Consider the following 25,228-nt stretch of genomic DNA (forward strand, 5'->3'; position numbering starts at 1 on the left):
TTAGTTAACGGGGGAAATATGCAACTCGTCGTAACCAGAAAGTGCACAAGGTTGGCGACTAAATGCCAGTTCTTCCAGGCAGCCGATCACCAGTTCAAGCGTGGTGCGCACGGTACAGCCGGGCATCATATGACCGCCAAGCATCGCACCGTGTTGGTCAGAAACGCAGAGATGAAGATGTTCGCCCGTCTGTTCCAGCGTGCCGTTCAGTGAGATCACTTCAAACTTACCGCTTAGAAGGGTGGTGTTTTCTTGCCCGGCATAGCGCAAAGCAACATCAGTCAGACTGCCGGTACAACCAGCAATCCACGCAGCGTGAAGCTGTTGCTGCTGTGCGAAGGCGCGTAATTGAGAGAAAACTTCCTGATCGGGAAGCAGGCGCAGCGCGTAAAAGCGTGCAGTTGAAGAATAAGGGTGAGGCAATGTCATCATTGAAGTACTCCGAAACTCGGACGTATTGCGGATGATATCGACGCTGCATCAGTCATATTCTGATATAAGTCAGGGTTTATGACGGCATAACGAAAAGATTTTGCTACGCTTATTCGTGATTCTGCGAGGTGGAATAATTCCTGGCGAATCAGGGCGAAAAACGTGACGTAAGTCAGATAATTGTCTTCTTTGACTGGACAATCATTCCTTTTATTCCGCGTTTCGCTTATCCTAGCTGAAGCGTTTCAGTCGATTAAATGTTCGACAATTAACCAATCAGTCGCGATTTGCGACAGGTAAGGTTTTCCCGAACGATTTGCTGGACTACTCTGTCTGGCAAATTTGCTTAGAGAAAGCCTTGCAGGAGACCTATGACCGTACGCGTAGCGATAAATGGCTTCGGTCGCATCGGGCGTAATGTGGTTCGTGCTGTGTATGAATCCGGACGCCGGGCGGAAATCACCGTGGTGGCAATCAACGAACTGGCTGATGCTGCGGGCATGGCGCATTTGTTGAAATATGACACCAGCCATGGCCGTTTTGCATGGGAAGTACGTCAGGAACGCGATCAACTCTTTGTTGGTGATGACGCCATCCGCGTATTGCATGAACGTTCACTGCAATCGCTTCCCTGGCGTGAACTTGGCGTCGATGTGGTTCTCGACTGCACTGGTGTATACGGCACTCGCGAGCATGGCGAAGCGCATATTGCCGCCGGGGCCAAAAAAGTGCTCTTTTCACATCCTGGCAGTAACGATCTCGACGCGACCGTTGTTTACGGCGTCAATCAGGATCAACTTCGTGCGGAACACCGCATCGTTTCTAACGCTTCCTGTACCACGAATTGCATAATTCCCGTCATCAAATTGTTAGATGATGCGTACGGTATTGAGTCCGGCACTGTGACCACAATTCACTCCGCCATGCACGATCAACAGGTTATTGATGCATACCATCCTGACCTGCGTCGCACCCGGGCAGCCAGTCAGTCGATTATTCCGGTCGATACAAAACTGGCCGCTGGTATCACGCGTTTTTTCCCGCAGTTTAACGATCGTTTTGAAGCGATTGCGGTACGTGTGCCAACCATAAATGTGACGGCAATTGATTTAAGCGTGACGGTGAAGAAACCTGTAAAAGCCAATGAAGTCAACCAGTTGCTGCAAAAGGCGGCACAAGGTGCATTTCATGGTATAGTTGACTATACGGAATTACCGTTGGTCTCTGTAGATTTTAACCACGATCCGCACAGTGCCATTGTCGATGGCACCCAAACCCGGGTCAGTGGCGCACACCTGATCAAAACGTTGGTCTGGTGCGATAACGAATGGGGCTTTGCTAACCGAATGCTCGACACGACGTTAGCCATGGCCGCTGTTGCTTTCAGGTAAGACGCAAGCAGCGTCTGCAAAACTTTTAGAATCAACGAGAGGATTCACCATGTCTGTAATTAAGATGACCGATCTGGATCTTGCTGGGAAACGTGTATTTATCCGTGCGGATCTGAACGTACCAGTAAAAGACGGGAAAGTAACCAGCGACGCACGCATCCGTGCTTCTCTGCCGACCATCGAACTGGCTCTGAAACAAGGCGCTAAAGTGATGGTAACTTCCCACCTGGGTCGTCCTACCGAAGGCGAGTACAATGAAGAATTCTCTCTGCTGCCGGTTGTTAACTACCTGAAAGACAAACTGTCTAACCCGGTTCGCCTGGTTAAAGATTACCTCGACGGCGTTGACGTTGCTGAAGGTGAACTGGTTGTTCTGGAAAACGTTCGCTTCAACAAAGGCGAGAAGAAAGACGACGAAACTCTGTCCAAGAAATACGCTGCACTGTGCGACGTGTTCGTAATGGATGCATTCGGTACTGCTCACCGCGCGCAGGCTTCTACTCACGGTATCGGTAAATTCGCTGACGTTGCGTGCGCAGGCCCGCTGCTGGCGGCTGAACTGGACGCGCTGGGTAAAGCACTGAAAGAACCAGCTCGTCCGATGGTGGCTATCGTTGGTGGTTCTAAAGTTTCTACCAAACTGACCGTTCTGGACTCCCTGTCTAAAATCGCTGACCAGCTGATCGTTGGTGGTGGTATTGCTAACACCTTTATCGCGGCACAAGGCCACGATGTGGGTAAATCTCTGTACGAAGCAGACCTGGTTGACGAAGCAAAACGTCTGCTGACCACCTGCAACATCCCGGTTCCGTCTGATGTTCGCGTAGCAACTGAGTTCTCTGAAACTGCTCCGGCTACTCTGAAATCTGTTAACGACGTGAAAGCTGACGAGCAGATCCTGGATATCGGCGACGCTTCTGCGCAAGAACTGGCTGAAATCCTGAAGAATGCGAAAACCATTCTGTGGAACGGCCCGGTTGGTGTGTTCGAATTCCCGAACTTCCGTAAAGGTACTGAAATCGTGGCTAACGCTATCGCAGACAGCGAAGCGTTCTCCATCGCTGGTGGCGGCGACACTCTGGCAGCAATCGACCTGTTCGGTATTGCTGACAAAATCTCCTACATCTCCACTGGCGGCGGCGCATTCCTCGAATTCGTGGAAGGTAAAGTACTGCCTGCAGTAGCGATGCTCGAAGAGCGCGCTAAGAAGTAAAAAAATCACAGGGCAGGGAAACCTGCCCTTGTTTCAGCGCGCTTTTAAAGCACGCACTTTTTCTACAGCCCGACGATACAGGACAAAGAAACATGTCTAAGATTTTTGATTTCGTAAAACCTGGCGTAATCACTGGTGATGACGTACAGAAAGTTTTCCAGGTAGCAAAAGAAAACAACTTCGCACTGCCAGCAGTAAACTGTGTCGGTACTGACTCCATCAACGCCGTACTGGAAACCGCTGCTAAAGTTAAAGCGCCGGTTATCGTTCAGTTCTCCAACGGTGGTGCTTCCTTTATCGCTGGTAAAGGCGTGAAATCTGACGTTCCGCAGGGTGCTGCTATCCTGGGCGCGATCTCTGGTGCGCATCACGTTCACCAGATGGCTGAACATTATGGTGTTCCGGTTATCCTGCACACCGACCACTGCGCGAAGAAACTGCTGCCGTGGATCGACGGTCTGCTGGACGCGGGTGAAAAACACTTCGCAGCTACCGGCAAGCCGCTGTTCTCTTCTCACATGATCGACCTGTCTGAAGAATCTCTGCAAGAGAACATCGAAATCTGCTCTAAATACCTGGAGCGCATGTCCAAAATCGGCATGACTCTGGAAATCGAACTGGGTTGCACCGGTGGTGAAGAAGACGGCGTGGACAACAGCCACATGGACGCTTCTGCACTGTACACCCAGCCGGAAGACGTTGATTACGCATATACCGAGCTGAGCAAAATCAGCCCGCGTTTCACCATCGCTGCTTCCTTCGGTAACGTACACGGCGTTTACAAGCCGGGTAACGTGGTTCTGACCCCGACTATCCTGCGCGATTCTCAGGAATATGTTTCTAAGAAACACAACCTGCCGCACAACAGCCTGAACTTCGTATTCCACGGCGGTTCCGGTTCTACAGCTCAGGAAATCAAAGACTCCGTAAGCTACGGTGTAGTGAAAATGAACATCGATACCGATACCCAATGGGCAACCTGGGAAGGTGTTCTGAACTACTACAAAGAAAATGAAGCTTACCTGCAGGGGCAGCTGGGCAACCCGAAAGGCGAAGATCAGCCGAACAAGAAATACTACGATCCGCGCGTATGGCTGCGTGCCGGTCAGACTTCGATGATCGCTCGTCTGGAAAAAGCATTCAAGGAACTGAACGCGATCGACGTTCTGTAAGATATTCCTTTTTGCTTATCTCAAGACCCGCTTTGCGGGTCTTTTTTTTCGCCAAAAGAAAAATTGCCTGATGCACTACGCTTATCAGGCCTACGTGAACTTAAATGCTTTCATAGGACCGATAAAGCGTTTACGCCGCATCCGGCATGAACAAAGCGCACCTTGCCAACAATCTGAGGAGGCCAGCATAGCGGGCTTTTTTTCGCCAAAAGCAAGGTGATGCAGATGAGAATTTTGTGATCTATTTGGCAAAATTATACTTTATTGTTTACCCTTGTCAGACCGCCCGTCATAAGGCGGCGGAGTGTATTTCTCCATTTTGAGTCAGTTAAAAAGGAATATTGAATGGAAGATTTGAATGTTGTCGATAGCATACACGGTGCAGGTTCCTGGTTGGTGAACAACCAGGCGCTGTTGCTGAGTTATGCTGTAAACATCGTGGCGGCTCTCGCGATTATCATCATCGGTTTGATTGTCGCGCGGATGATCTCCAACGCGGTGAATCGCCTGATGATCTCCCGTAACATAGATGCCACCGTAGCTGATTTTATCTCTGCATTAGCCCGATATGCGATTATTGCCTTTACGCTGATCGCAGCGTTAGGTCGCGTGGGCGTTCAAACCGCATCGGTTATCGCCGTGCTGGGTGCCGCAGGTTTAGCTGTAGGTTTGGCGTTGCAGGGTTCTCTGTCTAACCTGGCCGCTGGCGTGTTGCTGGTACTGTTCCGCCCGTTCCGTGCCGGTGAATATGTCGACCTCGGCGGTGTTGCCGGTACAGTGCAGAGCGTGCAGATTTTCTCTACGACTATGCGCACCGCAGACGGTAAAATTATCGTTATCCCGAACGGTAAAATTATTGCCGGTAATATTATTAACTTCTCTCGCGAGCCTGCGCGCCGTAACGAATTTATCATTGGTGTGGCGTATGATTCCGATATCGATCAGGTGAAGCAGATCCTGACCGATATTATCCAGTCTGACGATCGCATTTTAAAAGATCGCGAAATGACCGTGCGTCTGAACGAGCTTGGTGCATCCTCGATTAATTTCGTGGTCCGCGTCTGGAGCAACAGCGGCGATCTGCAAAACGTTTACTGGGATGTGCTGGAGCGTATTAAACGCGAATTTGATGCCGCTGGTATCAGCTTCCCGTACCCGCAAATGGATGTGAATTTTAAGCGGGTGAAAGAGGACAAAGCTGCATAATCAACACTGAGGCCAGATAATACTATCTGGCCTCTCTCTTATTAGTTATTCTGATTGCCAATTAATATTATCAATTTCCGCTAATAACAATCCCGCGCTATAGTCTCTGCATCAGATAATTAATTCGGAATGTTTAACGTGTTTTCTTATTATATTCAAGGTCTTGCACTTGGTGCGGCTATGATCCTGCCGCTCGGTCCACAAAATGCTTTTGTGATGAATCAGGGTATTCGCCGCCAGTACCACATTATGATTGCCTTACTTTGTGCAATCAGCGATTTGGTTCTGATTTGCGCCGGGATTTTTGGCGGTAGCGCGTTACTGATGCAGTCACCGTGGTTATTGGCCTTAGTGACCTGGGGCGGCGTTGCCTTCTTGCTGTGGTATGGCTTTGGCGCTTTTAAAACGGCGATGAGCAGTAATATTGAGCTGGTTAGTGCTGAAGTCATGAAACAGGGACGCTGGAAAATTATTGCCACCATGCTGGCAGTGACCTGGCTGAATCCCCATGTTTATCTGGATACCTTTGTGGTATTGGGGAGCCTCGGCGGGCAGCTCGACGTCGAACCAAAACGCTGGTTTGCGCTTGGGACGATTAGCGCCTCTTTCTTGTGGTTCTTTGGTCTGGCTCTTCTCGCGGCCTGGCTGGCACCGCGTCTGCGTACCGCCAAAGCGCAGCGTATTATTAATATTATTGTTGGTGGCGTAATGTGGTTTATCGCCCTACAGCTGGCGAGAGATGGTATTGCCCATGCACAAGCCTTGTTCAGTTAGGCGCTATCTTATGGAAAATAAAAACAGAGACGCTAAGCTTGCCTACAGAGGTTTTGAATTTTGGGCAAGTAAATTAACACGGAGAGACTAACGTGAAGTTCAAAGTTATCGCCCTGGCGGCATTGATGGGTTTCAGCGGGATGGCAGTACAGGCCAATGAACTACCGGATGGTCCGCACATTGTCACTTCAGGAACGGCAAGCGTAGATGCAGTGCCAGACATTGCCACTCTTGCTATTGAAGTTAATGTGGCAGCGAAGGATGCTGCTACCGCCAAGAAACAAGCGGATGAGCGCGTGGCGCAATATATCTCTTTCCTTGAACTCAATCAGATCGCGAAAAAAGATATCAGTTCTGCGAATTTACGTACCCAGCCAGATTACGATTACCAGGATGGCAAAAGTATTCTGAAAGGCTATCGGGCAGTGAGAACGGTAGAAGTAACAGTTCGTCAGTTAGACAAACTGAATTCGTTGCTGGATGGTGCGCTGAAGGCCGGTCTTAACGAAATTCGTTCTGTTTCGTTAGGCGTAGCGCAACCGGATACCTATAAAGATAAAGCGCGTAAGGCAGCGATAGATAACGCGATTCATCAGGCGCAGGAGCTGGCAAATGGCTTTAATCGCAAACTGGGACCGGTGTATAGCGTGCGCTACCATGTTTCCAACTATCAGCCCAGCCCGATGGTTCGGATGATGAAAGCTGATGCCGCGCCGGTTTCTGCTCAGGAAACTTACGAGCAGGCCGCTATTCAGTTTGATGATCAGGTGGATGTGGTCTTCCAGTTAGAACCCGTTGATCAGCAACCTGCAAAAACACCTACCGCACAATAATACATTTAGCCCGACTCATTTGTCGGGCTAATGTCTTCACCTTATATCGTCTCCTTTTTCTGTAATTTTCTGTAAAACCATGATGCAATTACCTATCTTTGCTCGCGATTTCATCAAAGATTGAATAACTGAAACGGTTAAGCGGACAGTGATGTTTGGGAGAGGGTATGGATATTTTTATTTCGAAAAAGATGCGCAATTTTATTTTATTAGCGCAAACCAATAATATTGCTCGGGCAGCAGAAAAGATTCATATGACGGCTTCACCGTTTGGCAAAAGTATTGCCGCGCTGGAGGAGCAAATTGGTTATACGCTGTTTACCCGTAAAGATAACAACATTAGCCTTAATAAAGCCGGGCAGGAACTTTATCAAAAACTATTCCCGGTTTACCAACGACTTTCTGCTATTGATAATGAAATTCATAATTCCGGGCGTCATTCTCATGAAATTGTCATTGGCATCGATAATACTTATCCGACGATTATTTTTGATCAGCTAATCAGTCTTGGTGATAAATATGAAGGGGTGACTGCTCAGCCGGTTGAGTTTAGCGAAAATGGGGTTATCGATAATCTCTTCTACCGTCAGTTTGATTTTATTATCTCTCCGCAGCATGTATCCGCCCGAGTAAAGGGGCTGGAAAATCTAACTATCAGCGAACTGTCGCCGCTGCGGCTAGGGTTTCTTGTTTCCCGCCGTTTTGAAGAACGTCAGGAGCAGGAGTTATTACAGGAGCTACCGTGGTTACAGATGCGCTTTCAGAACCGCGCTAACTATGAAGCGATGATTGATGCGAACATGCGCCCTTGTGGGATCAATCCAACAATTATTTATCGCCCCTACAGTTTTATGGCCAAAATCAGCGCCGTTGAGCGCGGACATTTTCTGACAGTCATTCCACATTTTGCCTGGCGACTGGTGAATCCGGCAACGCTGAAATATTTTGATGCGCCGCATACGCCAATGTATATGCAGGAATATCTCTATTCACTGAAAAATCATCGCTATACCGCCACGATGCTACAGCAAATTGCTGAAGATCGTGATGGTACGAGCAATTAACCCAGCATTGAACCCGTTTCGATCAAGTTACGATGCAGATCGAAAACGTGGCTAAGATCGTGGTGAATATGCCCGCCAGGGGCATTTTCCAGATAGCGATGCAGATAGTCACGGTACATGGGATGGGCGCAGTTATCGATGATAGCGCGTGCGCGCTGAAGTGGAGAGAGGCCGCGCAGATCGGCGATCCCTTGTTCAGTGATGATCACTTTCACGCTGTGCTCGCTGTGATCAACATGACTACACATCGGCACGATGGTTGATATTTTTCCTTCTTTGGCGATCGACGGCGCCATAAAGATCGACAGATAAGCATTGCGTTCAAAATCACCGCTGCCGCCGATACCGTTCATTAAATTAACACCGGCAACATGCGTTGAGTTGGCGTGCCCGTAAATATCAAACTCCAGGCCGACATTCAGAGCGATAACGCCAAGGCGGCGGATAATTTCCGGGTTATTGGAAATCTCCTGCGGACGTAACACAATGCGACAGGAGAAATAGTCCATATTGTCATAAATCTTACGCAGTGAATCGGCAGAGATAGTCAGACTGGAGGCGCTGGCTCCGGTGATTTTTCCGGTTTCCAGAAGATGAACTACTGATTCCTGTAGCACTTCCGAATACATCATAAACGGTGGAATATCCGGGTTATCCCCGAGACGCGCCATTACCGCATTATTGATGTTGCCTACCCCACTTTGCAGTGGCAGAAATTCCGGCGGAATGCGCCCCTGTGCCATTTCACGTAATAAGAAGGTAACCACATTGTCGGCGATCTGTTGGCACATGGGATTTTGCTTATCCAGCAGCTTACCTGCATCAGGTAAGTTGGTTTCCACGACCGCGACAATCTTTTTCGGATCAATTTGCACATAACGAGTACCGACGCGATCCATCGCATGGAAGATCGAAACGCTATTGCGTCGCGGTGGTGCGCCAGGAATCACAATATCCGCCAGTTCCGCAACGCGCGGATCATGATAGCGATTGAGTTCAATGATTACTTTCTTGGCCCGCAGTAACCAGGTCGGAGCGTTACCGATCCCACTGGTTAACCAGACACGTCCATCCGGCTCGATGGCTGAGGCTTCAATTACCGCAACATCAATGTCGCCGAAGAAGCCGTAGTTAACCATTTGCGCGACTTCGCTCAAGTGTAGATCAACAAAACTGACTGCCCCCTGATTGATCTTTTGGCGTAACCCAGATGATGTTTGATACGGAGCGCGCCATGAAACGGCGTTAGCTTCAGAGAGCACGTCATCGGCGGCGGCGCTAATTGACGCTCCGGTTAGCAGGCGAATCTGGTACGGTTTTTTCGCCTCATGTTGTTCGTTGGCACGATGAGCAATAGCGACAGGTAGAGCTTTAGGTGAACCCGCAGGGGTAAAGCCGCTGAATGCTACCATATCATTGTGCTGGATAATTTCCGCCGCTTCATCGGCGGTCATCCTTGCCCAGATCATATTCATCTTTTGCTCCTTCATTCGCTGAGCATTAATGCCCGACGAAAGTAGGTTTACGTTTTTCCAGGAAAGCGTTCATACCTTCCTGATAATCCTCGCTGTCATAAACTGCTCGGCGCATCCCCTGAATACGTTCAAATTCGTCTGAATTCATCGTGTGCGCCTCGCCCAGCACGCGCAGTTCTTCCTTGATTACCGCGATCGCCAGCGGTGCTTTTTCGGAAATGTGGTGCGCCATTTGCAGGGTGAAATCTTCCAGCTCGCTGATGTCAACAACGTGGTTGAGAATGCCAACAGCCAGCGCGCGTTGGGCGGTGACTGGCGAAGCAGTAAATATCAGTTCTTTGACGATGTGGAAGCCCGCGTCGCGGGTCAGGTTGTGGATGCCCACCAGGTTATACGGTACGCCAAGGTTAACTGGGGTCATTGAGAAGGTCGATGTGCTGGCGGCGATGATCAGATCGGAACTCATGATCATTTCAAAAGCACCTCCCCAGACGCTACCTTCGACCATTGAGATAATCGGTTTCGGGCATTTTTGGATCATACGGGTAATTTGCCGTAGCGGATCATCGTAAGAGAGAGGATCGCGACCGCCTGATGGCAGTTCATGGATGTCGTGGCCTGCGGAGAAAACTTTGGAACCACTCGGGGCACGCAGGATGATACAGCGAATTTCGGGTCGGTTGAGATCGCTTAGCGCCTGGATCAGGTCGTCAATAAAGACTTTACTCAATGCATTGAGTTTGCGGCCATAGTTAAACTCAATGACCGCCACTTTGTTGATGATAATGACATTAACATACTGATAAGACATAAAAATTCCTTTAATCAAAATATTGAGTCTGGATAAACTCACTGAGCTGCCGCAAGCCGGTGCGCGGCGAGAGCGTATTGTTTTTGACTGCTAATAGCGTCTGGCGGTAATAGCGATCGAAATCTTCATTCGCGAACAGGTGGTGCAGCACCTCTTCTTCGGTTTGTTTACGCAGCCATTCCACCGATTGTTGTTGCCGCATTTGTTGCAAACGACCGCTGGCGGTAAGTGCGGTTTTGAAATCGATAATTGCGTGCCAAATCTCATCAATACCGCATTTTTCCAGCGCGCTACAGGTAAGAACCTGCGGCTGCCATTCGTCATATTTGCGACGCAGAATATGCAGAGCGCCCTCGTACATATGGCGGGCAATGGCGACATTCGCGTGGTTATCGCCATCGTCTTTGTTTATGACAATCAGATCTGCCATCTCCATCAGCCCCTTTTTAATGCCCTGGAGATCATCACCACCACCGGCGATTTGCAGTGAGATAAAACAGTCCACCATGCGGGCTACTTCGGTTTCCGACTGCCCGACGCCGACGGTTTCAACGATCACCACGTCATAACCCGCCGCTTCGCATAACAGCATTAACTCCCGCGCCCGCTGGCTGGCGCCTCCCAGATGACCGGATGATGGAACCGGGCGAATAAATGCCGTATCGGCACGCGCCAGTTCGGTCATCCGGGTCTTATCGCCAAGAATGCTGCCACCGGTCACTGGGCTGCTGGGATCGACGGCAATTACCGCGACTTTCAGCCCCTGGCGAATCAGCAACATACCGAAAGCTTCAAGAAAGGTGCTTTTCCCCGCGCCAGGTGTGCCGGTAACGCCCAGGCGCAGTGCATTTCCACAAAACGGCATGATGGCGTCGAGCAACTGAGTACTTAGTTCCTGATGACGTGGATGACGGCTTTCTACCAGCGTCATCGCCTGGGCGAGCGTGGCACGCTCACCCTGACGTAAGCGCCGAATGTTGTCTGTCAGCGTGGCTTCGTTAATCATGACGCTGGCTAATCCGATTCAGTACATCACGTACGCTGTCGAGCATGGGAGTACCCGGACCATAAATCGCTGCCACGCCACGTTCTTGCAGGAAGGCATAATCCTGCGGTGGAATAACGCCGCCAGCGACTACGCAGATATCTTCGCGTCCCCATTTTTTGAGGGCTTCTATCAGTTCCGGGAGCAGCGTTTTATGCCCGGCAGCGAGTGAGGACGCGCCCACCACATGAACGTCGTTTTCCACCGCCAGGCGGGAGATCTCTTCTGGTGTCGAGAACATCGGACTTAAATCAACGTCAAATCCAAGATCGGAATAGGCGCTGGCAATAACTTTGGCCCCGCGATCGTGTCCATCCTGCCCCATTTTGGCGATCAGAATGCGCGGGCGACGGCCGTTATCCGCGAGGAACTGTTCCGTTTGCGCAACAATCGCATCAAATTCGCAAGCTGATTTTTCCGACTGATGATAGCTTTGCGCAATCACGCCGGTAACACACTGGCTCGGCACCAGATAACGGTCAAAAGCGGCTTCCAGCGCATCGGAGATTTCACCCAATGTCGCGCGAACGCGTGCCGCATTAATAGCAGCAGCCAGCAGGTTTTCGTTTTGCAGTGCCGCATTAGTCAGAGCATTCAGTGCGGTGGTTACGGCAGCATCATCGCGGGTGGCGCGAATATGCTCCAGTGAAGCAATCTGCTCGTTACGTACCATCACGTTGTCTATTTCAAGGACATCGGTTTCGTCTTCGTGATCCAGCTTGTACTTGTTAACGCCAACAATCACGCGTTTGCCCTGATCGATCAGTGACTGCTCACGCGCAGACGCCTCTTCGATCATTCGTTTTGGCAAACCCGCTTCGATCGCTTTCGCCATGCCACCAGCCTCATCGATCTGTTGGATAATAGCTCTGGCTTGTTTAACGATCTGATCGGTCAACGACTCAACGTAATAAGATCCGGCCAGTGGATCGACGGTGCGGCAGATTTCTGACTCTTCCTGAATGATTATCTGAGTATTACGGGCTATACGTGCCGAGAAGTCGGTTGGCAGCCCAAGAGCCTCATCAAAAGCGTTGGTATGCAGTGATTGTGTACCGCCAAGTGTGGCGCCCAACGCTTCAATGGTGGTGCGGATAACGTTGTTATAGGGATCTTGCTCGGTGAGACTCCAGCCTGAGGTCTGACAGTGGGTGCGCAGTGCCAGTGATTTTGGATCTTTGGCTCCAAATCCGCTTACCGCCTCACTCCAGAGATAACGTGCGGCGCGCAGCATGGCGACGTTCATGAAAAGATCCATACCGATGCCAAAGAAAAACGACAGGCGCGGGGCAAAGTCGTCAATTTTCAGGCCAGCAGAAAGTGCAGCTTTGATGTACTCAATTCCATCAGCGAGAGTAAACGCCACCTGCTGCACGCAGTTAGCTCCCGCTTCGCCCATGTGGTAACCGCTAATACTGATGGTATTAAAACGCGGCATATTGCCGGAACACCAGGCGATGATGTCAGCGATAATACGCATAGACGGTTTTGGCGGATAAATATAGGTATTGCGGCAGAGGTACTCTTTCAGAATGTCGTTCTGGATGGTGCCTGTGAGTTTATCGGGTGTAACGCCTTGCTCTTCAGCGGCCACGATATAAAACGCCAGTACTGGCAGGACAGCCCCGTTCATAGTCATCGAAACCGACATTTGATCCAGCGGGATCTGGTCGAATAGCACCTTCATATCTTCAACGGTGTCGATAGCGACGCCTGCTTTACCGACGTCGCCTGAAACGCGCGGATTGTCAGAGTCGTAACCACGGTGGGTGGCGAGGTCAAAGGCAACGGAAAGGCCCTTTTGCCCGGCAGCGAGGTTACGGCGATAAAAGGCGTTAGATTCTTTTGCCGTGGAGAAACCAGCATACTGACGAATGGTCCACGGTTGAGCGGTATACATGGTGGCACGTGGACCACGAACGTAGGGGGGCAAGCCTGGAAGAGTGCCAGTTACTTCCAGATTGTCGAGATCGGCTTCGGTATACAGCGGCTTGATGGTTATCCCTTCCGCCGTTTGCCGTACCAGTGAGTCGACGTTTTTCTCCCGACGACTCAATTCCTTGTTGGCAAGTTGTTGCCATTCCTGCACGTTAGACATTATTTGCTCCATAAAACGCAATCAAAATGGTGGGATGCGCTTACGGTGAGCTTTTTACACGGGGTTGTCGCCAGCAAAAAAAATGCATTGGGACGTCGTTTTTTGCCGCGTGAGATTTGTCTGTTTCGTGACGTTGTTCAAAGAAGGTAAAAAGAAAAAAGGAAAATGCCTGATATGTGCTACCAGGCATTAAGTGATTGATTAATCCTGACGAAGCACTTTGTGACCATAGTCGAGCAAAGCATCGGTGACTTTACGCATCATGCGGCTTTCTGGGGCAAAGCGGTGCCAGTAGAGCATTCGCCGTTGAAACAGCCCTGGCGTAAGGTCGATCAGCTCGCCGCTCGCCAGTTCTTTCTCAATTTGCAGGTGTGGGATCATACAGCAGGTTGTTCCCTGGCGAGCGAGTTGAACGAAGGCTTCAGACGAGTTAACGATATGGCACGGCACGCTACCTGGCGGCAGATCGAAGTTTTGCTGTAAAAAGGCCTGGTGCATATCGTCGAGATGGTCAAACGCCACCACCGGTGCCTTGAGCAGCGCGGAGCGGCTTACTCCATTGGGAAAGTATTTTTCAGCAAATGGTCTGGAGCTGACGAACAGATAGTCGAGCGCGCCAAGTTTATCGACAAGACAACTGGGCAGCGCCTGATGTTGAATACTCACCGCGCCAACCACTTCACCGCGACGCAGACGTTCCTGGGTGCGGGTTTCATCTTCCACCTGCAAGTTCAGACGAATAGGGGAATCAGCCAGCACCGGAGCCAGCGCCGGTAGCAGCCAGGTTGCCAGACTGTCAGCGTTGACCGCCAGTGAAAGCAGTAGCGGGGTTGAACCGGTTTGTTCATCCCCCAGCCACTCTTCTTCCAGCAATTCGACCTGGCGAAGCAGTGCCAGCAGTTTTTGCCCTTGTTCTGTAGGTCGCGGCGGGACAGTACGCACTAATAACGGCTGCCCGAACATATTTTCCAGCTGCTTAATGCGCTGTGAGACGGCTGATTGCGTAATGCACAATTTCTGTGCCGCGCGCTCAAATCCTCGTTCACGTATTACCGCATCCAGTGCCTGTAATGTTCTGTAGTCCGGGCGTTTCATTGCTTTAACCTGCTCCTCAAATTTTCTTATGCCGAACTATGACATAATTTTGCTTTGGGTACAGAGCATTTAACGTATACAAAAGCAGCCATAATGGAAATTTTGACTGACAACACCGTGTTTTTTTAGGCTTTGTGGAGCGTACAGGCAAGGTTCTGTGGGCGAGTTACTGGCACTGGATGTGATTTTTATTGGTAATATTATCAATTAATTGTATTACAGAGCTTCACCTTTATCGGCGTAGTTTCAGATATGCAGACTGGGGGATAGAAGGGTAATTCTGATGCCTCCTGATACCCAGATTTGCCGGGGTGAAAGGGGATGCCCGCCATTGTCTGTTATTTCATGGATGAGTTATCCGTACGACTTGCTGACGGGGTCTGAATCGCTTTTTTTGTATATAATGCGTCTGAAATTTCATACCACAGGCGAAACGATCATGACGCAGGATGAATTGAAAAAAGCAGTAGGATGGGCGGCACTTCAGTATGTTCAGCCCGGAACCATTGTTGGTGTTGGTACAGGTTCCACCGCCGCACACTTTATTGATGCACTCGGCACGATGAAAGGTCAGATTGAAGGGGCAGTTTCCAGCTCGGATGCATCCACTGAAAAACTAAAAAGTCTTGGCATTCATGTATTTGACCTCAATGAAGTTGACAGCCTCGGCATCTACGTTGACGGTGCAGATGAAATCAACGGTCATATGCAGATGATCAAAGGCGGCGGTGCGGCGCTGACGCGTGAAAAAATCATCGCCTCGGTTGCAGAGAAATTTATCTGCATCGCGGACGCCTCCAAGCAGGTCGATATTCTGGGCAAATTCCCGTTGCCGGTGGAAGTGATTCCGATGGCGCGTAGTGCAGTGGCTCGTCAACTGGTGAAACTTGGCGGTCGTCCGGAATATCGACAGGGCGTGGTGACTGATAACGGCAACGTGATCCTCGACGTCCACGGTATGGAAATCCTTGATCCGGTGGCGATGGAAAATGCGATTAACGCGATTCCGGGTGTGGTTACTGTTGGTCTGTTTGCCAACCGTGGCGCGGACGTCGCGCTGATTGGCACGCCTGACGGCGTTAAAACCATTGTGAAATGATCTGACGGGGGAGTTCGTTCCCCCGTTAAAAATTTTTTGCATTGTTAAATTTGGTGACATCTATCACGTTTTTAACTCACTTTTGCCTAACACGCTAAAGAAAGTCTCATCTTCAGCATTTTCTTCTGTTAATCAACCTCTCGTGATATTTCCTCAACATCGCGACGCAAACGTTCATATTGCCGCATTATTATTTTTTGATATGTTGAAAGGCGGATGTAAATCCACACACAACATTTCAAAGACAGGATTGGGTAAATGGCAAAGGTATCGCTGGAGAAAGACAAGATTAAGTTTCTGCTGGTAGAAGGCGTGCACCAAAAGGCGCTGGAAAGTCTTCGCGCGGCAGGTTACACCAACATCGAATTTCATAAAGGCGCGCTGGATGATGAACAATTAAAAGAATCCATCCGCGATGCCCACTTCATCGGCCTGCGATCCCGTACCCATCTGACCGAAGAAGTGATTAATGCCGCAGAAAAGCTGGTCGCTATTGGCTGTTTCTGCATAGGCACAAACCAGGTTGATTTAAATGCTGCGGCAAAACGCGGGATTCCGGTATTTAACGCACCGTTTTCGAATACGCGTTCTGTCGCCGAGCTGGTGATTGGCGAACTTCTGCTGCTATTGCGCGGAGTGCCGGAAGCCAACGCCAAAGCGCACCGTGGCGTATGGAACAAACTGGCAGCGGGGTCTTTTGAAGCGCGCGGCAAAAAGCTGGGTATCATTGGTTATGGTCATATCGGTACGCAGCTTGGCATTCTGGCGGAGTCGCTGGGGATGTATGTTTACTTCTATGATATTGAAAACAAACTGCCGCTGGGCAACGCGACGCAGGTGCAACATCTTTCCGACCTGCTGAATATGAGTGACGTGGTGAGCCTGCATGTGCCTGAAAACCCGTCCACCAAAAACATGATGGGCGCGAAAGAGATCTCGCTGATGAAGCCCGGCTCGCTGCTGATTAACGCCTCGCGCGGTACTGTGGTTGATATTCCGGCGCTGTGTGACGCACTGGCGAGCAAACATCTGGCTGGTGCGGCAATCGACGTATTCCCAACAGAACCGGCGACCAACAGCGATCCGTTTACTTCTCCGCTGTGCGAATTCGACAACGTCCTGCTGACGCCGCACATTGGCGGTTCGACTCAGGAAGCGCAGGAGAATATCGGTCTGGAAGTTGCGGGTAAATTGATCAAGTACTCTGACAATGGCTCCACGCTCTCTGCGGTGAACTTCCCGGAAGTCTCGCTGCCGCTGCACGGTGGCCGCCGTCTGATGCACATCCACGAAAACCGTCCGGGCGTGCTGACTGCGCTGAACAAAATCTTTGCAGAGCAGGGCGTTAACATCGCCGCGCAGTATCTGCAAACGTCTGCTCAGATGGGCTACGTAGTTATTGACATTGAAGCAGATGAAGACGTTGCTGAAAAAGCATTACAGGCAATGAAAGCGATTCCGGGCACCATTCGCGCCCGTCTGCTGTACTGATTCCCTTCTCTGACAAACAACGGGCAGGTCGCTGACTTGCCCGTTTTTTTATCCCTTTTCCCGCGCTTATCACTGCATTTGCAGTGTGCTGCAATCGGCTTTGCGAGTCTGCTCGAAGAAATAAATCAAAGCCAGATCAATGCGTTGCCTTTATTCGAAGAGGATTTACGATGGCGGGACAGCACAGGGCTGTAACGGTAAAGCCCTCACCGAAGCGAGGGCTTGAAGGAGAAGGGTTATGATGCGACTTGTCATCATACTGATTGTACTGTTACTGATAAGTTTCGGAGCTTATTAACAGTCAGTCACAGGGGAGGAGCAATCCTCCCTTACCCTTACTCACTAAATTAGGTCAAAGAATCAACGATGTCAATCAGGGCGATGCGGGAGGCGTCGCCCTGAACCGATCTTTTTGATAGTCACATCACTGTCCTCGTTTACTGCCGTAATAAATCTCTTTTGCCCACAATGTATTCATACCTTGCATGACGTTTTACGAGCGCGCTCGAAGAAAAGATTTAAAGCCAGATCAAAGCGTTGTGCTTATTTAAAGAGAGTTTACGATGGCGGGGCAGCACAGGGCTGTAACGGTAAAGCCCTCACCGAAGCGAGGGCTTGAAGGAGAAGGGTTATGATGCGACTTGTCATCATACTGATTGTACTGTTACTGATAAGTTTGCCAGCTTATTAACAGTCAGTCTCAGGGGAGGAGTAATCCACCCTTACCCTTACTCACTAAATTAGGTTAAAGAATCAACGATGTCAATCAGGGCGATGCGGGAGTATCGCCCTCACCACTCCCAGACTTTCGACGGTGTAACCACCGCAGGCAGTGGGATATCCCACTCTTCAACCGGCAGTTTTTCTACTAACTGACAATCATGCGCATAACCTACTGGCTGCATTTTGTAGTGCTGCCAGTTTTGCAATGTCCGATCATAAAAACCGCCGCCCATTCCCAGGCGTTGACCGTACTCATCAAAGGCGACCAGCGGCGTGACCAGCACATCTAACCGGGAAAGAGGAAGCACATCGCGCACGTCCAGTTTCGGCTCGTGGATCTTTAACCTGTTCACTATCAGTTCACTTTGCGGATGGTAATTCAGGAATAGTAAGTTACCGACACTAAAGGGATGCAAAACTGGAAGATACACGCGCTTACCGGCACGCCAGAGTTGTTCTATGAGCGGTTGGGTGTCGAGCTCGCCATCAAAAGAGAGGAATACAGCGACCGTATGCGCCATCACCACCGGGGGATAAGTCATCATCCGGGTAGCGGCTTGTTGACCCATTTCTTTCTGTTGTTCCGGCGTTAACGCACGACGACGTTGCCGAATCATTTTACGGATTTCTTGTCGGGATAATGTCTGTGGGAGTTCTGGTAGTTGCGTCATGGCTGGTGCCAGGTAAGAAGGGAATCTCCGAGATGCCGCCGCAGGCTGTAACCCTTGAACCCTTGGTTCAAGGTGAATGTGTCGTCGCAGTTTTAAGGCTTCTCGGACGAACCGAGCATGCTCACCAACCACGGAGCGCCACATTCTTGTGGTATGAAATATCGGCTCAGGGGACTGGCCCGCTTGCGAACATCTCAGAGAAATTTTGTCTTCACGGTTACTCTACCACAGTAAACCGAAAAGTGTCATTCAAAGTTTTGGTTCGTTTTTTCGGTGATGCGACCTTGTTCAAGTAACGCTTGTTCTATGGTCTGTTGCAGCATCCGAATACGCTGTTCCATACTTGCCGCGTAGTCACGAGTCTTCGCTTTTTCTTGCGCTAACTCATAGCTGATATTCAATGCAGCAATGAAGACCAACTGTTCAGTATTTGTGACTCTAGTGCGTTCTTTCAGATCTTGCAACCGCTGATTCAGATCGTCTGCGGCCTGATTCAACGCATCCCTTTGGTCAGGCGGGCAGTTCACACGCAGTGAACGGCCAAAAATTTGGATATCGACGGGTTGTGCAGACATGCCACCTTCCTGCTGATTGACTGCGCTTCCTTCGTCTTCAGACCCATGGTCTGCGAAGGGGCGAACTATAGCTACCCTGATGAGAAGAGACAAGCCCTTTTCTGGTTCACCAGGGTCCAAAGTGGTAGCATATCATGAATCTTCCTCCCTTTGATGACGAATGCTTATGTCTATACAGAACGAAATGCCTGGTTACAACGAAATGAACCAGTATCTGAACCAACAAGGGACGGGTCTGACCCCTGCTGAGATGCACGGTTTAATCAGCGGGATGATTTGCGGTGGCAATGATGACAGTTCATGGCTGCCGCTGCTTCACGACCTGACGAACGAAGGCATGGCTTTCGGTCATGAGCTGGCACAGGCATTGCGCAAAATGCACTCAGCCACCAGCGATGCCCTGCAGGATGACGGCTTCCTTTTTCAGCTTTATCTGCCTGATGGCGATGATGTCAGCGTTTTCGATCGCGCTGATGCGCTGGCAGGCTGGGTAAATCACTTCCTGCTTGGTCTTGGCGTGACTCAGCCGAAGCTGGATAAAGTGACTGGCGAAACCGGTGAAGCCATCGACGATCTGCGTAACATTGCGCAACTGGGATATGACGAAGACGAAGATCAGGAAGAGCTGGAAATGTCGCTTGAAGAGATCATCGAGTACGTCCGTGTTGCCGCGCTGTTATGCCACGACACTTTTACTCATCCGCAACCGACCGCGCCAGAAGTACAAAAACCGACTCTACACTAAAAACAAAAAACGTAAGGAGAGTGTTATGAGTGATATATCCCCGCAAGAATTTCAGCGTCGCCGTCAGGCTCTGGTGGAGCAAATGCAACCCGGCAGCGCCGCGCTGATTTTTGCCGCCCCGGAAGTGACCCGTAGCGCCGACAGCGAATACCCGTATCGTCAAAACAGTGACTTCTGGTACTTCACCGGCTTTAACGAACCGGAAGCGGTGCTGGTGCTGATTAAAAGCGATGACACTCATAACCATAGCGTTCTGTTTAACCGCGTTCGCGACCTGACGGCGGAGATCTGGTTTGGCCGTCGCTTAGGTCAGGATGCCGCGCCAGAGAAACTGGGCGTTGACCGTGCGCTGGCGTTCAGCGAAATCAATCAGCAACTTTATCAACTGCTCAACGGTCTGGATGTGGTTTACCACGCTCAGGGCGAATATACCTATGCTGATGAAATCGTGAACAGCGCGCTGGAAAAACTGCGTAAAGGCTCACGGCAAAATCTCACCGCTCCGGCAACGATGATCGACTGGCGTCCCATTGTTCATGAAATGCGCCTGTTCAAATCACCAGAAGAGATTGCCGTACTTCGCCGCGCGGGAGAAATCACCGCACTGGCGCACACCCGGGCGATGGAAAAATGTCGTCCGGGAATGTTCGAGTACCATCTGGAAGGCGAAATTCACCACGAATTTAACCGCCACGGCGCGCGTTATCCTTCCTACAACACCATAGTCGGCAGCGGTGAAAACGGCTGCATTCTGCACTACACCGAAAACGAGTGTGAACTGCGCGATGGCGATCTGGTGTTGATTGACGCTGGCTGTGAATATAAAGGTTACGCTGGCGATATTACCCGTACCTTCCCGGTCAACGGCAAATTCACTCAGGCTCAGCGTGAAATCTACGGCATTGTGCTGGAGTCTCTCGAAGCCAGCCTGCGCCTGTATCGTCCGGGAACTTCCATTCAGGAAGTCACCGGTGAAGTGGTGCGCATCATGATTAGCGGCCTGGTAAAACTTGGGATCCTGAAAGGTGAAGTCGATGAACTGATCGCTCAAAACGCCCACCGTCCTTTCTTTATGCATGGCCTTAGCCACTGGTTAGGTCTGGATGTCCATGACGTAGGTGTTTATGGTCAGGATCGCTCGCGCATTCTTGAACCTGGCATGGTACTGACCGTAGAGCCAGGTCTGTATATTGCACCGGATGCAGATGTGCCAGAACAATATCGCGGTATCGGCATTCGTATTGAAGACGATATTGTGATTACCGAAACTGGCAACGAAAACCTCACCGCCAGCGTGGTGAAAAAGCCGGAAGAAATCGAAGCGTTGATGGCAGCTGCGAGAAAGCAATGAGCGTAATCATCGTCGGTGGCGGCATGGCGGGCGCGACGCTGGCGCTGGCTATTTCCCGGTTAAGTCACGGGGCGCTGCCGGTACATCTGATTGAAGCGACCGCGCCAGAGTCTCATGCACATCCGGGCTTTGATGGACGAGCTATTGCGCTGGCGGCGGGCACCTGCCAGCAGCTGGCACGTATCGGCGTCTGGCAATCTCTGGCTGATTGCGCAACCGCCATCACTACCGTGCATGTCAGCGATCGCGGTCATGCCGGATTCGTCACCCTCGCCGCAGAAGATTACCAACTGGCGGCGCTGGGGCAGGTTGTCGAGTTGCATAATGTCGGGCAACGGCTGTTTGCGCTGTTGCGCAAAGCGCCAGGCGTAACGCTGCATTGCCCGGATCGCGTTGCTAACGTTGCCCGTACACAGGATACCGTTGAAGTGACGCTGGAGAGCGGCGGGACGCTGACGGGGCGTGTGCTGGTAGCCGCTGACGGCACCCATTCAGCATTAGCCAGCGCCTGCGGCGTTGACTGGCAGCAGGAGCCTTACGAACAACTGGCGGTAATTGCCAACGTTGCGACCTCCGTTGCGCACGAAGGCCGTGCTTTTGAACGTTTCACGCAATACGGTCCGTTGGCGATGTTGCCGATGTCTGACGGACGTTGTTCGCTGGTCTGGTGTCATCCACTGGAACGGCGCGAAGAGGTACTGGCGTGGAGCGACGAGAAGTTTTGCTGTGAACTCCAGGCTGCGTTTGGCTGGCGGCTGGGGCAAATTACCCACGCCGGAAAACGCAGTGCTTATCCGCTGGCGTTAACCCGCGCCGCCAAACCTATTACCCATCGCACCGTGCTGGTGGGCAATGCGGCGCAAACCCTGCACCCGATTGCCGGGCAAGGATTTAACCTCGGTATGCGTGATGTTATGAGCCTTGCCGAAACCCTGACTCAGGCGCAGGAACGCGGAGAGGATATCGGTGATTATGGCATTTTGTGCCGTTATCAGCAGCGTCGGCAGAGCGATCGCGAAGCAACTATCGGTGTCACGGACAGCCTTGTACATCTTTTTGCCAACCGTTGGGCGCCGCTGGTTGTTGGGCGTAACATCGGGCTGATGACGATGGAATTATTCACCCCGGCACGCGATGTGCTGGCGCAGCGCACCCTCGGTTGGGTGGCGCGTTGAAGGCGGTTTTAAGGAATAAACAATGCAAAGTGTTGATGTAGCCATTGTTGGCGGCGGCATGGTGGGGCTGGCGGTTGCCTGCGGTTTACAGGGTAGCGGCTTACGCGTCGCCGTACTGGAGCAGCGCGTACCGGAACCTCTGGCGGCGGATGCACCACCACAACTGCGCGTTTCGGCTATCAATGGCGCCAGCGAAAAATTACTTACCCGTCTTGGCGTCTGGCAGGACATCCTCTCCCGCAGAGCCAGTTGCTATCACGGCATGGAAGTGTGGGACAAAGACAGTTTTGGTCACATCTCGTTTGACGATCAAAGCATGGGCTATAGCCATCTTGGGCATATTGTTGAAAATTCAGTAGTTCACTACACGCTGTGGAACAAAGCGCAGCAGTCGTCAGATATCACCCTGCTGGCTCCCGCAGAATTACAGCAGGTCGCCTGGGGAGAGAACGAAACCTTCCTGACGCTGAAAGACGGCAGTATGTTAACGGCGCGTCTGGTGATTGGCGCGGACGGCGCTAATTCCTGGTTGCGCAACAAAGCTGATATCCCGCTGACTTTCTGGGATTATCAGCATCACGCGCTGGTGGCGACTATTCGTACTGAAGAACCGCATATAGCTGTGGCGCGCCAGGTTTTCCATGGCGAAGGTATTTTGGCCTTTTTACCGCTTAGCGATCCGCATCTTTGCTCGATTGTTTGGTCACTGTCGCCAGAGGAAGCGCAGCGGATGCAGCAGGCAGGTGAAGACGAATTTAATCGCGCGTTAAATATCGCTTTTGATAATCGCCTTGGCTTATGCAAGGTTGAGAGCGCGCGTCAGGTGTTCCCACTGACGGGGCGTTATGCGCGCCAGTTTGCCGCGCACCGTCTGGCGCTGGTGGGCGACGCCGCGCATACCATTCATCCGCTGGCGGGACAGGGCGTTAATCTCGGCTTTATGGACGCCGCAGAGTTGATTGCTGAACTGAAACGGTTGCATCGTCAGGGTAAAGACATCGGGCAGTATATTTACCTGCGTCGCTATGAGCGTAGCCGCAAGCACAGTGCTGCGCTGATGCTGGCTGGTATGCAGGGCTTTCGCGATCTGTTTTCCGGGGCTAACCCGGCGAAAAAGCTGCTGCGCGATATTGGCCTGAAACTGGCCGACACGCTTCCTGGCGTTAAGCCACAACTTATCCGTCAGGCAATGGGATTAAACGATTTGCCTGAATGGCTGCGTTAAAAATTTCTCCTCAACTGTTTATTTGATACCCATCACACTTTCTTCTCCCGGTTTTTTTGCCGGGAGATTTTCCTCATTTGAAATAAACTAATTTCACCATCAATTTCGCATTATATTTTCTAATGTTACGATTTTTTCATTGAGTGATTTTTGACATATTTTCAGTTCTTAATATTGGTTTATCCAAATCTGTTTCCTGAAAGCATCATATTTGTATAAAAATAAAATAAATTTTTGGTTTTTTATTCTGTTGAGATTTTTGTATTTTTTAACCATAAGCTAATGTGATGATCAATTTTACCTTATGGTTAACCGTCTGTTTCGGTGGTAAGTTCAGGCAAAAGAGAACGATTGCGTTGGGGACCGGGAGTGGCTCCGATGCTGGGTTTCGTGGTGATAATTTTGCCATGAAAAGTTGTCAGCCCCGCTTATTCAATGAGGACAAGATGGCACAACAGACTCCTTTGTACGAACAACACACGCTTTGCGGCGCTCGCATGGTGGACTTCCACGGCTGGATGATGCCGCTGCATTACGGTTCGCAAATCGACGAACATCATGCGGTACGTACCGATGCCGGAATGTTTGATGTGTCACATATGACCATCGTCGATCTTCGCGGCAGCCGCACCCGGGAGTTTCTGCGTTATCTGCTGGCGAACGATGTGGCGAAGCTCACCAAAAGCGGCAAAGCCCTTTACTCGGGGATGTTGAATGCCTCTGGCGGTGTGATAGATGATCTCATCGTCTACTACTTTACTGAAGATTTCTTCCGCCTCGTTGTTAACTCCGCCACCCGCGAAAAAGACCTCTCCTGGATTACCCAACACGCTGAACCTTTCGGCATCGAAATTACCGTTCGTGATGACCTTTCCATGATTGCCGTGCAAGGGCCGAATGCGCAGGCAAAAGCTGCCACACTGTTTAATGACGCCCAGCGTCAGGCGGTGGAAGGGATGAAACCGTTCTTTGGCGTGCAGGCGGGCGATCTGTTTATTGCCACCACTGGTTATACCGGTGAAGCGGGCTACGAAATTGCGCTGCCCAATGAAAAAGCGGCGGATTTCTGGCGCGCGCTGGTGGAAGCGGGCGTTAAGCCATGCGGTCTGGGCGCGCGTGACACACTGCGTCTGGAAGCGGGCATGAATCTTTATGGTCAGGAGATGGACGAAACCATTTCTCCTTTAGCCGCCAACATGGGCTGGACCATTTCCTGGGAACCGGCAGATCGTGACTTTATCGGTCGTGAAGCTCTGGAAGCGCAGCGTGAACATGGCACAGAAAAACTGGTTGGTCTGGTGATGACCGAAAAAGGCGTGCTACGTAATGAACTACCGGTACGTTTTACCGACGCGCAGGGCAACCAGCATGAAGGCATTATCACCAGCGGCACTTTCTCCCCGACGCTGGGTTACAGCATTGCACTGGCGCGTGTGCCGGAAGGCATTGGCGAAACGGCGATTGTGCAAATTCGCAACCGTGAAATGCCGGTAAAAGTGACTAAACCTGTTTTTGTGCGTAACGGCAAAGCCGTCGCGTGATTTACTTTTTTGGAGATTGATTG

General features: G+C 50.9%; 24 protein-coding genes, 1 other RNA gene and 1 pseudogene. 16 read left to right on the forward strand and 10 right to left on the reverse strand.

Translation table 11 applies throughout. The features are described from left to right. Entirely contained in the window at positions 1 to 432 is a 432-nt protein-coding gene (locus BEG40_RS12305) for a PPC domain-containing DNA-binding protein (RefSeq protein ID WP_000988685.1), read from the reverse strand. Positions 433 to 803: 371 nt separating this feature from the next. On the opposite strand from BEG40_RS12305, the gene epd reads away from it, so the two are divergent. The 7 genes from epd (at position 804) to srsR (ending at position 8,085) form a co-directional block, all read left to right on the forward strand. Continuing rightward, positions 804 to 1,823, forward strand: coding sequence for an erythrose-4-phosphate dehydrogenase (gene epd / locus BEG40_RS12315; protein ID WP_105285484.1), 1,020 nt, complete (start codon positions 804 to 806; stop codon positions 1,821 to 1,823). 49 nt (positions 1,824 to 1,872) lie between these two features. Continuing rightward, on the forward strand, positions 1,873 to 3,036 hold the full coding sequence (gene pgk, locus BEG40_RS12320) for a phosphoglycerate kinase (protein ID WP_000111269.1): 1,164 nt from the start codon (positions 1,873 to 1,875) through the stop codon (positions 3,034 to 3,036). 92 nt (positions 3,037 to 3,128) lie between these two features. After that, complete coding sequence (gene fbaA / locus BEG40_RS12325; protein WP_000034374.1) at positions 3,129 to 4,208, forward strand: class II fructose-bisphosphate aldolase; 1,080 nt, start codon at positions 3,129 to 3,131, stop codon at positions 4,206 to 4,208. A gap of 345 nt (positions 4,209 to 4,553) precedes the next feature. Continuing rightward, positions 4,554 to 5,414: a small-conductance mechanosensitive channel MscS gene (gene mscS / locus BEG40_RS12335; protein WP_000389808.1), complete on the forward strand. Its 861-nt coding sequence runs from the start codon at positions 4,554 to 4,556 to the stop codon at positions 5,412 to 5,414. Positions 5,415 to 5,552: 138 nt separating this feature from the next. Next, positions 5,553 to 6,188, forward strand: coding sequence for an arginine exporter ArgO (argO, locus tag BEG40_RS12340; RefSeq protein WP_105285507.1), 636 nt, complete (start codon positions 5,553 to 5,555; stop codon positions 6,186 to 6,188). 92 nt (positions 6,189 to 6,280) lie between these two features. Further along, entirely contained in the window at positions 6,281 to 7,021 is a 741-nt protein-coding gene (locus tag BEG40_RS12345) for an oxidative stress defense protein (protein ID WP_000669826.1), read from the forward strand. Positions 7,022 to 7,188: 167 nt separating this feature from the next. Continuing rightward, the gene (srsR, locus tag BEG40_RS12350) at positions 7,189 to 8,085 is read left to right on the forward strand and encodes a LysR family transcriptional regulator SrsR (protein WP_000350789.1); all 897 of its coding nucleotides are present in this window, start codon (positions 7,189 to 7,191) and stop codon (positions 8,083 to 8,085) included. Here srsR and scpC read toward each other — a convergent pair. The 5 genes from scpC to argP form a co-directional block, all read right to left on the reverse strand. Further along, positions 8,082 to 9,575, reverse strand: a complete 1,494-nt coding sequence (gene scpC / locus BEG40_RS12355) for a propionyl-CoA:succinate CoA transferase (RefSeq protein ID WP_488505270.1) — start codon at positions 9,573 to 9,575, stop codon at positions 8,082 to 8,084. The genes srsR and scpC overlap by 4 nt on opposite strands. Before the next feature lie 10 nt (positions 9,576 to 9,585). Next, positions 9,586 to 10,371, reverse strand: coding sequence for a methylmalonyl-CoA decarboxylase (scpB, locus tag BEG40_RS12360; protein WP_000122067.1), 786 nt, complete (start codon positions 10,369 to 10,371; stop codon positions 9,586 to 9,588). A 10-nt stretch (positions 10,372 to 10,381) separates the two neighbouring features. After that, positions 10,382 to 11,377 carry a methylmalonyl Co-A mutase-associated GTPase MeaB gene (gene meaB, locus BEG40_RS12365; RefSeq protein WP_105285486.1) on the reverse strand — a complete coding sequence of 332 codons (996 nt, stop codon included), beginning with the start codon at positions 11,375 to 11,377 and terminating at the stop codon, positions 10,382 to 10,384. Further along, positions 11,370 to 13,514 (reverse strand): methylmalonyl-CoA mutase, encoded by a 2,145-nt coding sequence (gene scpA / locus BEG40_RS12370; RefSeq protein ID WP_105285487.1) that lies wholly within the window; start codon positions 13,512 to 13,514, stop codon positions 11,370 to 11,372. The genes meaB and scpA overlap by 8 nt, the downstream gene beginning before the upstream one ends. Positions 13,515 to 13,715: 201 nt before the next feature. Further along, entirely contained in the window at positions 13,716 to 14,609 is an 894-nt protein-coding gene (gene argP / locus BEG40_RS12375) for a DNA-binding transcriptional regulator ArgP (protein ID WP_000828352.1), read from the reverse strand. Positions 14,610 to 15,048: 439 nt separating this feature from the next. Between argP and rpiA the strand changes: the two genes are divergently transcribed. The 4 genes from rpiA (at position 15,049) to BEG40_RS12400 (ending at position 17,890) form a co-directional block, all read left to right on the forward strand. Beyond that, on the forward strand, positions 15,049 to 15,708 hold the full coding sequence (rpiA, locus tag BEG40_RS12380) for a ribose-5-phosphate isomerase RpiA (protein WP_024191163.1): 660 nt from the start codon (positions 15,049 to 15,051) through the stop codon (positions 15,706 to 15,708). Positions 15,709 to 15,966: 258 nt separating this feature from the next. Next, entirely contained in the window at positions 15,967 to 17,199 is a 1,233-nt protein-coding gene (gene serA / locus BEG40_RS12385) for a phosphoglycerate dehydrogenase (protein WP_001151617.1), read from the forward strand. A 238-nt stretch (positions 17,200 to 17,437) separates the two neighbouring features. Beyond that, entirely contained in the window at positions 17,438 to 17,497 is a 60-nt protein-coding gene (gene ibsC, locus BEG40_RS12390; protein WP_071524576.1) for a type I toxin-antitoxin system toxin IbsC, read from the forward strand. 333 nt (positions 17,498 to 17,830) lie between these two features. Next, positions 17,831 to 17,890: a type I toxin-antitoxin system Ibs family toxin gene (locus BEG40_RS12400; RefSeq protein ID WP_100635201.1), complete on the forward strand. Its 60-nt coding sequence runs from the start codon at positions 17,831 to 17,833 to the stop codon at positions 17,888 to 17,890. 100 nt (positions 17,891 to 17,990) lie between these two features. Here the strand turns inward: BEG40_RS12400 and BEG40_RS12405 are convergent, their stop codons facing one another. From BEG40_RS12405 to zapA, 3 genes are all read right to left on the reverse strand, one after another. Continuing rightward, complete coding sequence (locus BEG40_RS12405; RefSeq protein ID WP_105285489.1) at positions 17,991 to 18,593, reverse strand: 5-formyltetrahydrofolate cyclo-ligase; 603 nt, start codon at positions 18,591 to 18,593, stop codon at positions 17,991 to 17,993. Between the two features lie 20 nt (positions 18,594 to 18,613). Beyond that, a non-coding RNA gene (ssrS, locus tag BEG40_RS12410) (6S RNA) lies at positions 18,614 to 18,797 on the reverse strand. Between the two features lie 41 nt (positions 18,798 to 18,838). Next, positions 18,839 to 19,168: a cell division protein ZapA gene (gene zapA, locus BEG40_RS12415; protein WP_001276008.1), complete on the reverse strand. Its 330-nt coding sequence runs from the start codon at positions 19,166 to 19,168 to the stop codon at positions 18,839 to 18,841. A 166-nt stretch (positions 19,169 to 19,334) separates the two neighbouring features. Here zapA and ygfB point away from each other — a divergent pair, with 166 nt between their 5' ends. Genes ygfB through ubiI form a run of 4 tightly spaced genes read left to right on the forward strand, consistent with a single transcriptional unit; the run spans position 19,335 to position 23,664 of the window. Continuing rightward, positions 19,335 to 19,913 carry a UPF0149 family protein YgfB gene (gene ygfB, locus BEG40_RS12425; protein ID WP_001295378.1) on the forward strand — a complete coding sequence of 193 codons (579 nt, stop codon included), beginning with the start codon at positions 19,335 to 19,337 and terminating at the stop codon, positions 19,911 to 19,913. 25 nt (positions 19,914 to 19,938) lie between these two features. Next, positions 19,939 to 21,264 (forward strand): Xaa-Pro aminopeptidase, encoded by a 1,326-nt coding sequence (pepP, locus tag BEG40_RS12430; RefSeq protein ID WP_105285490.1) that lies wholly within the window; start codon positions 19,939 to 19,941, stop codon positions 21,262 to 21,264. Continuing rightward, positions 21,261 to 22,439 (forward strand): 2-octaprenyl-6-methoxyphenyl hydroxylase, encoded by a 1,179-nt coding sequence (gene ubiH / locus BEG40_RS12435; protein WP_000111178.1) that lies wholly within the window; start codon positions 21,261 to 21,263, stop codon positions 22,437 to 22,439. The genes pepP and ubiH overlap by 4 nt, the downstream gene beginning before the upstream one ends. Before the next feature lie 22 nt (positions 22,440 to 22,461). After that, complete coding sequence (gene ubiI, locus BEG40_RS12440) at positions 22,462 to 23,664, forward strand: FAD-dependent 2-octaprenylphenol hydroxylase (protein ID WP_105285491.1); 1,203 nt, start codon at positions 22,462 to 22,464, stop codon at positions 23,662 to 23,664. A 73-nt stretch (positions 23,665 to 23,737) separates the two neighbouring features. Here ubiI and BEG40_RS22355 read toward each other — a convergent pair. Further along, a pseudogene (locus tag BEG40_RS22355) lies at positions 23,738 to 23,797 on the reverse strand (hypothetical protein); the annotation flags it as partial. Between the two features lie 313 nt (positions 23,798 to 24,110). Here BEG40_RS22355 and gcvT point away from each other — a divergent pair. Continuing rightward, a complete protein-coding gene (gene gcvT / locus BEG40_RS12445) occupies positions 24,111 to 25,205 on the forward strand; it encodes a glycine cleavage system aminomethyltransferase GcvT (RefSeq protein WP_010354553.1) in 1,095 nt (364 codons plus the stop codon). The last annotated feature ends 23 nt before the right edge of the window (positions 25,206 to 25,228 follow it).

The sequence above is a fragment of the Escherichia sp. MOD1-EC5495 genome, assembly GCF_002965965.1.
GTDB lineage: Bacteria > Pseudomonadota > Gammaproteobacteria > Enterobacterales > Enterobacteriaceae > Escherichia > Escherichia ruysiae.

What these genes read in the sequence shown, in the direction of transcription:
- BEG40_RS12305 (WP_000988685.1), bottom strand. Translation starts at nt 432, where the DNA reads ATGATGACATTGCCTCACCCTTATTCTTCAACTGCACGCTTTTACGCG.
- epd (WP_105285484.1), top strand. Translation starts at nt 804, where the DNA reads ATGACCGTACGCGTAGCGATAAATGGCTTCGGTCGCATCGGGCGTAAT.
- pgk (WP_000111269.1), top strand. Translation starts at nt 1,873, where the DNA reads ATGTCTGTAATTAAGATGACCGATCTGGATCTTGCTGGGAAACGTGTA.
- fbaA (WP_000034374.1), top strand. Translation starts at nt 3,129, where the DNA reads ATGTCTAAGATTTTTGATTTCGTAAAACCTGGCGTAATCACTGGTGAT.
- mscS (WP_000389808.1), top strand. Translation starts at nt 4,554, where the DNA reads ATGGAAGATTTGAATGTTGTCGATAGCATACACGGTGCAGGTTCCTGG.
- srsR (WP_000350789.1), top strand. Translation starts at nt 7,189, where the DNA reads ATGGATATTTTTATTTCGAAAAAGATGCGCAATTTTATTTTATTAGCG.
- scpC (WP_488505270.1), bottom strand. Translation starts at nt 9,575, where the DNA reads ATGAAGGAGCAAAAGATGAATATGATCTGGGCAAGGATGACCGCCGAT.
- scpB (WP_000122067.1), bottom strand. Translation starts at nt 10,371, where the DNA reads ATGTCTTATCAGTATGTTAATGTCATTATCATCAACAAAGTGGCGGTC.
- meaB (WP_105285486.1), bottom strand. Translation starts at nt 11,377, where the DNA reads ATGATTAACGAAGCCACGCTGACAGACAACATTCGGCGCTTACGTCAG.
- scpA (WP_105285487.1), bottom strand. Translation starts at nt 13,514, where the DNA reads ATGTCTAACGTGCAGGAATGGCAACAACTTGCCAACAAGGAATTGAGT.
- argP (WP_000828352.1), bottom strand. Translation starts at nt 14,609, where the DNA reads ATGAAACGCCCGGACTACAGAACATTACAGGCACTGGATGCGGTAATA.
- rpiA (WP_024191163.1), top strand. Translation starts at nt 15,049, where the DNA reads ATGACGCAGGATGAATTGAAAAAAGCAGTAGGATGGGCGGCACTTCAG.
- serA (WP_001151617.1), top strand. Translation starts at nt 15,967, where the DNA reads ATGGCAAAGGTATCGCTGGAGAAAGACAAGATTAAGTTTCTGCTGGTA.
- BEG40_RS12405 (WP_105285489.1), bottom strand. Translation starts at nt 18,593, where the DNA reads ATGACGCAACTACCAGAACTCCCACAGACATTATCCCGACAAGAAATC.
- zapA (WP_001276008.1), bottom strand. Translation starts at nt 19,168, where the DNA reads ATGTCTGCACAACCCGTCGATATCCAAATTTTTGGCCGTTCACTGCGT.
- ygfB (WP_001295378.1), top strand. Translation starts at nt 19,335, where the DNA reads ATGTCTATACAGAACGAAATGCCTGGTTACAACGAAATGAACCAGTAT.
- pepP (WP_105285490.1), top strand. Translation starts at nt 19,939, where the DNA reads ATGAGTGATATATCCCCGCAAGAATTTCAGCGTCGCCGTCAGGCTCTG.
- ubiH (WP_000111178.1), top strand. Translation starts at nt 21,261, where the DNA reads ATGAGCGTAATCATCGTCGGTGGCGGCATGGCGGGCGCGACGCTGGCG.
- ubiI (WP_105285491.1), top strand. Translation starts at nt 22,462, where the DNA reads ATGCAAAGTGTTGATGTAGCCATTGTTGGCGGCGGCATGGTGGGGCTG.
- gcvT (WP_010354553.1), top strand. Translation starts at nt 24,111, where the DNA reads ATGGCACAACAGACTCCTTTGTACGAACAACACACGCTTTGCGGCGCT.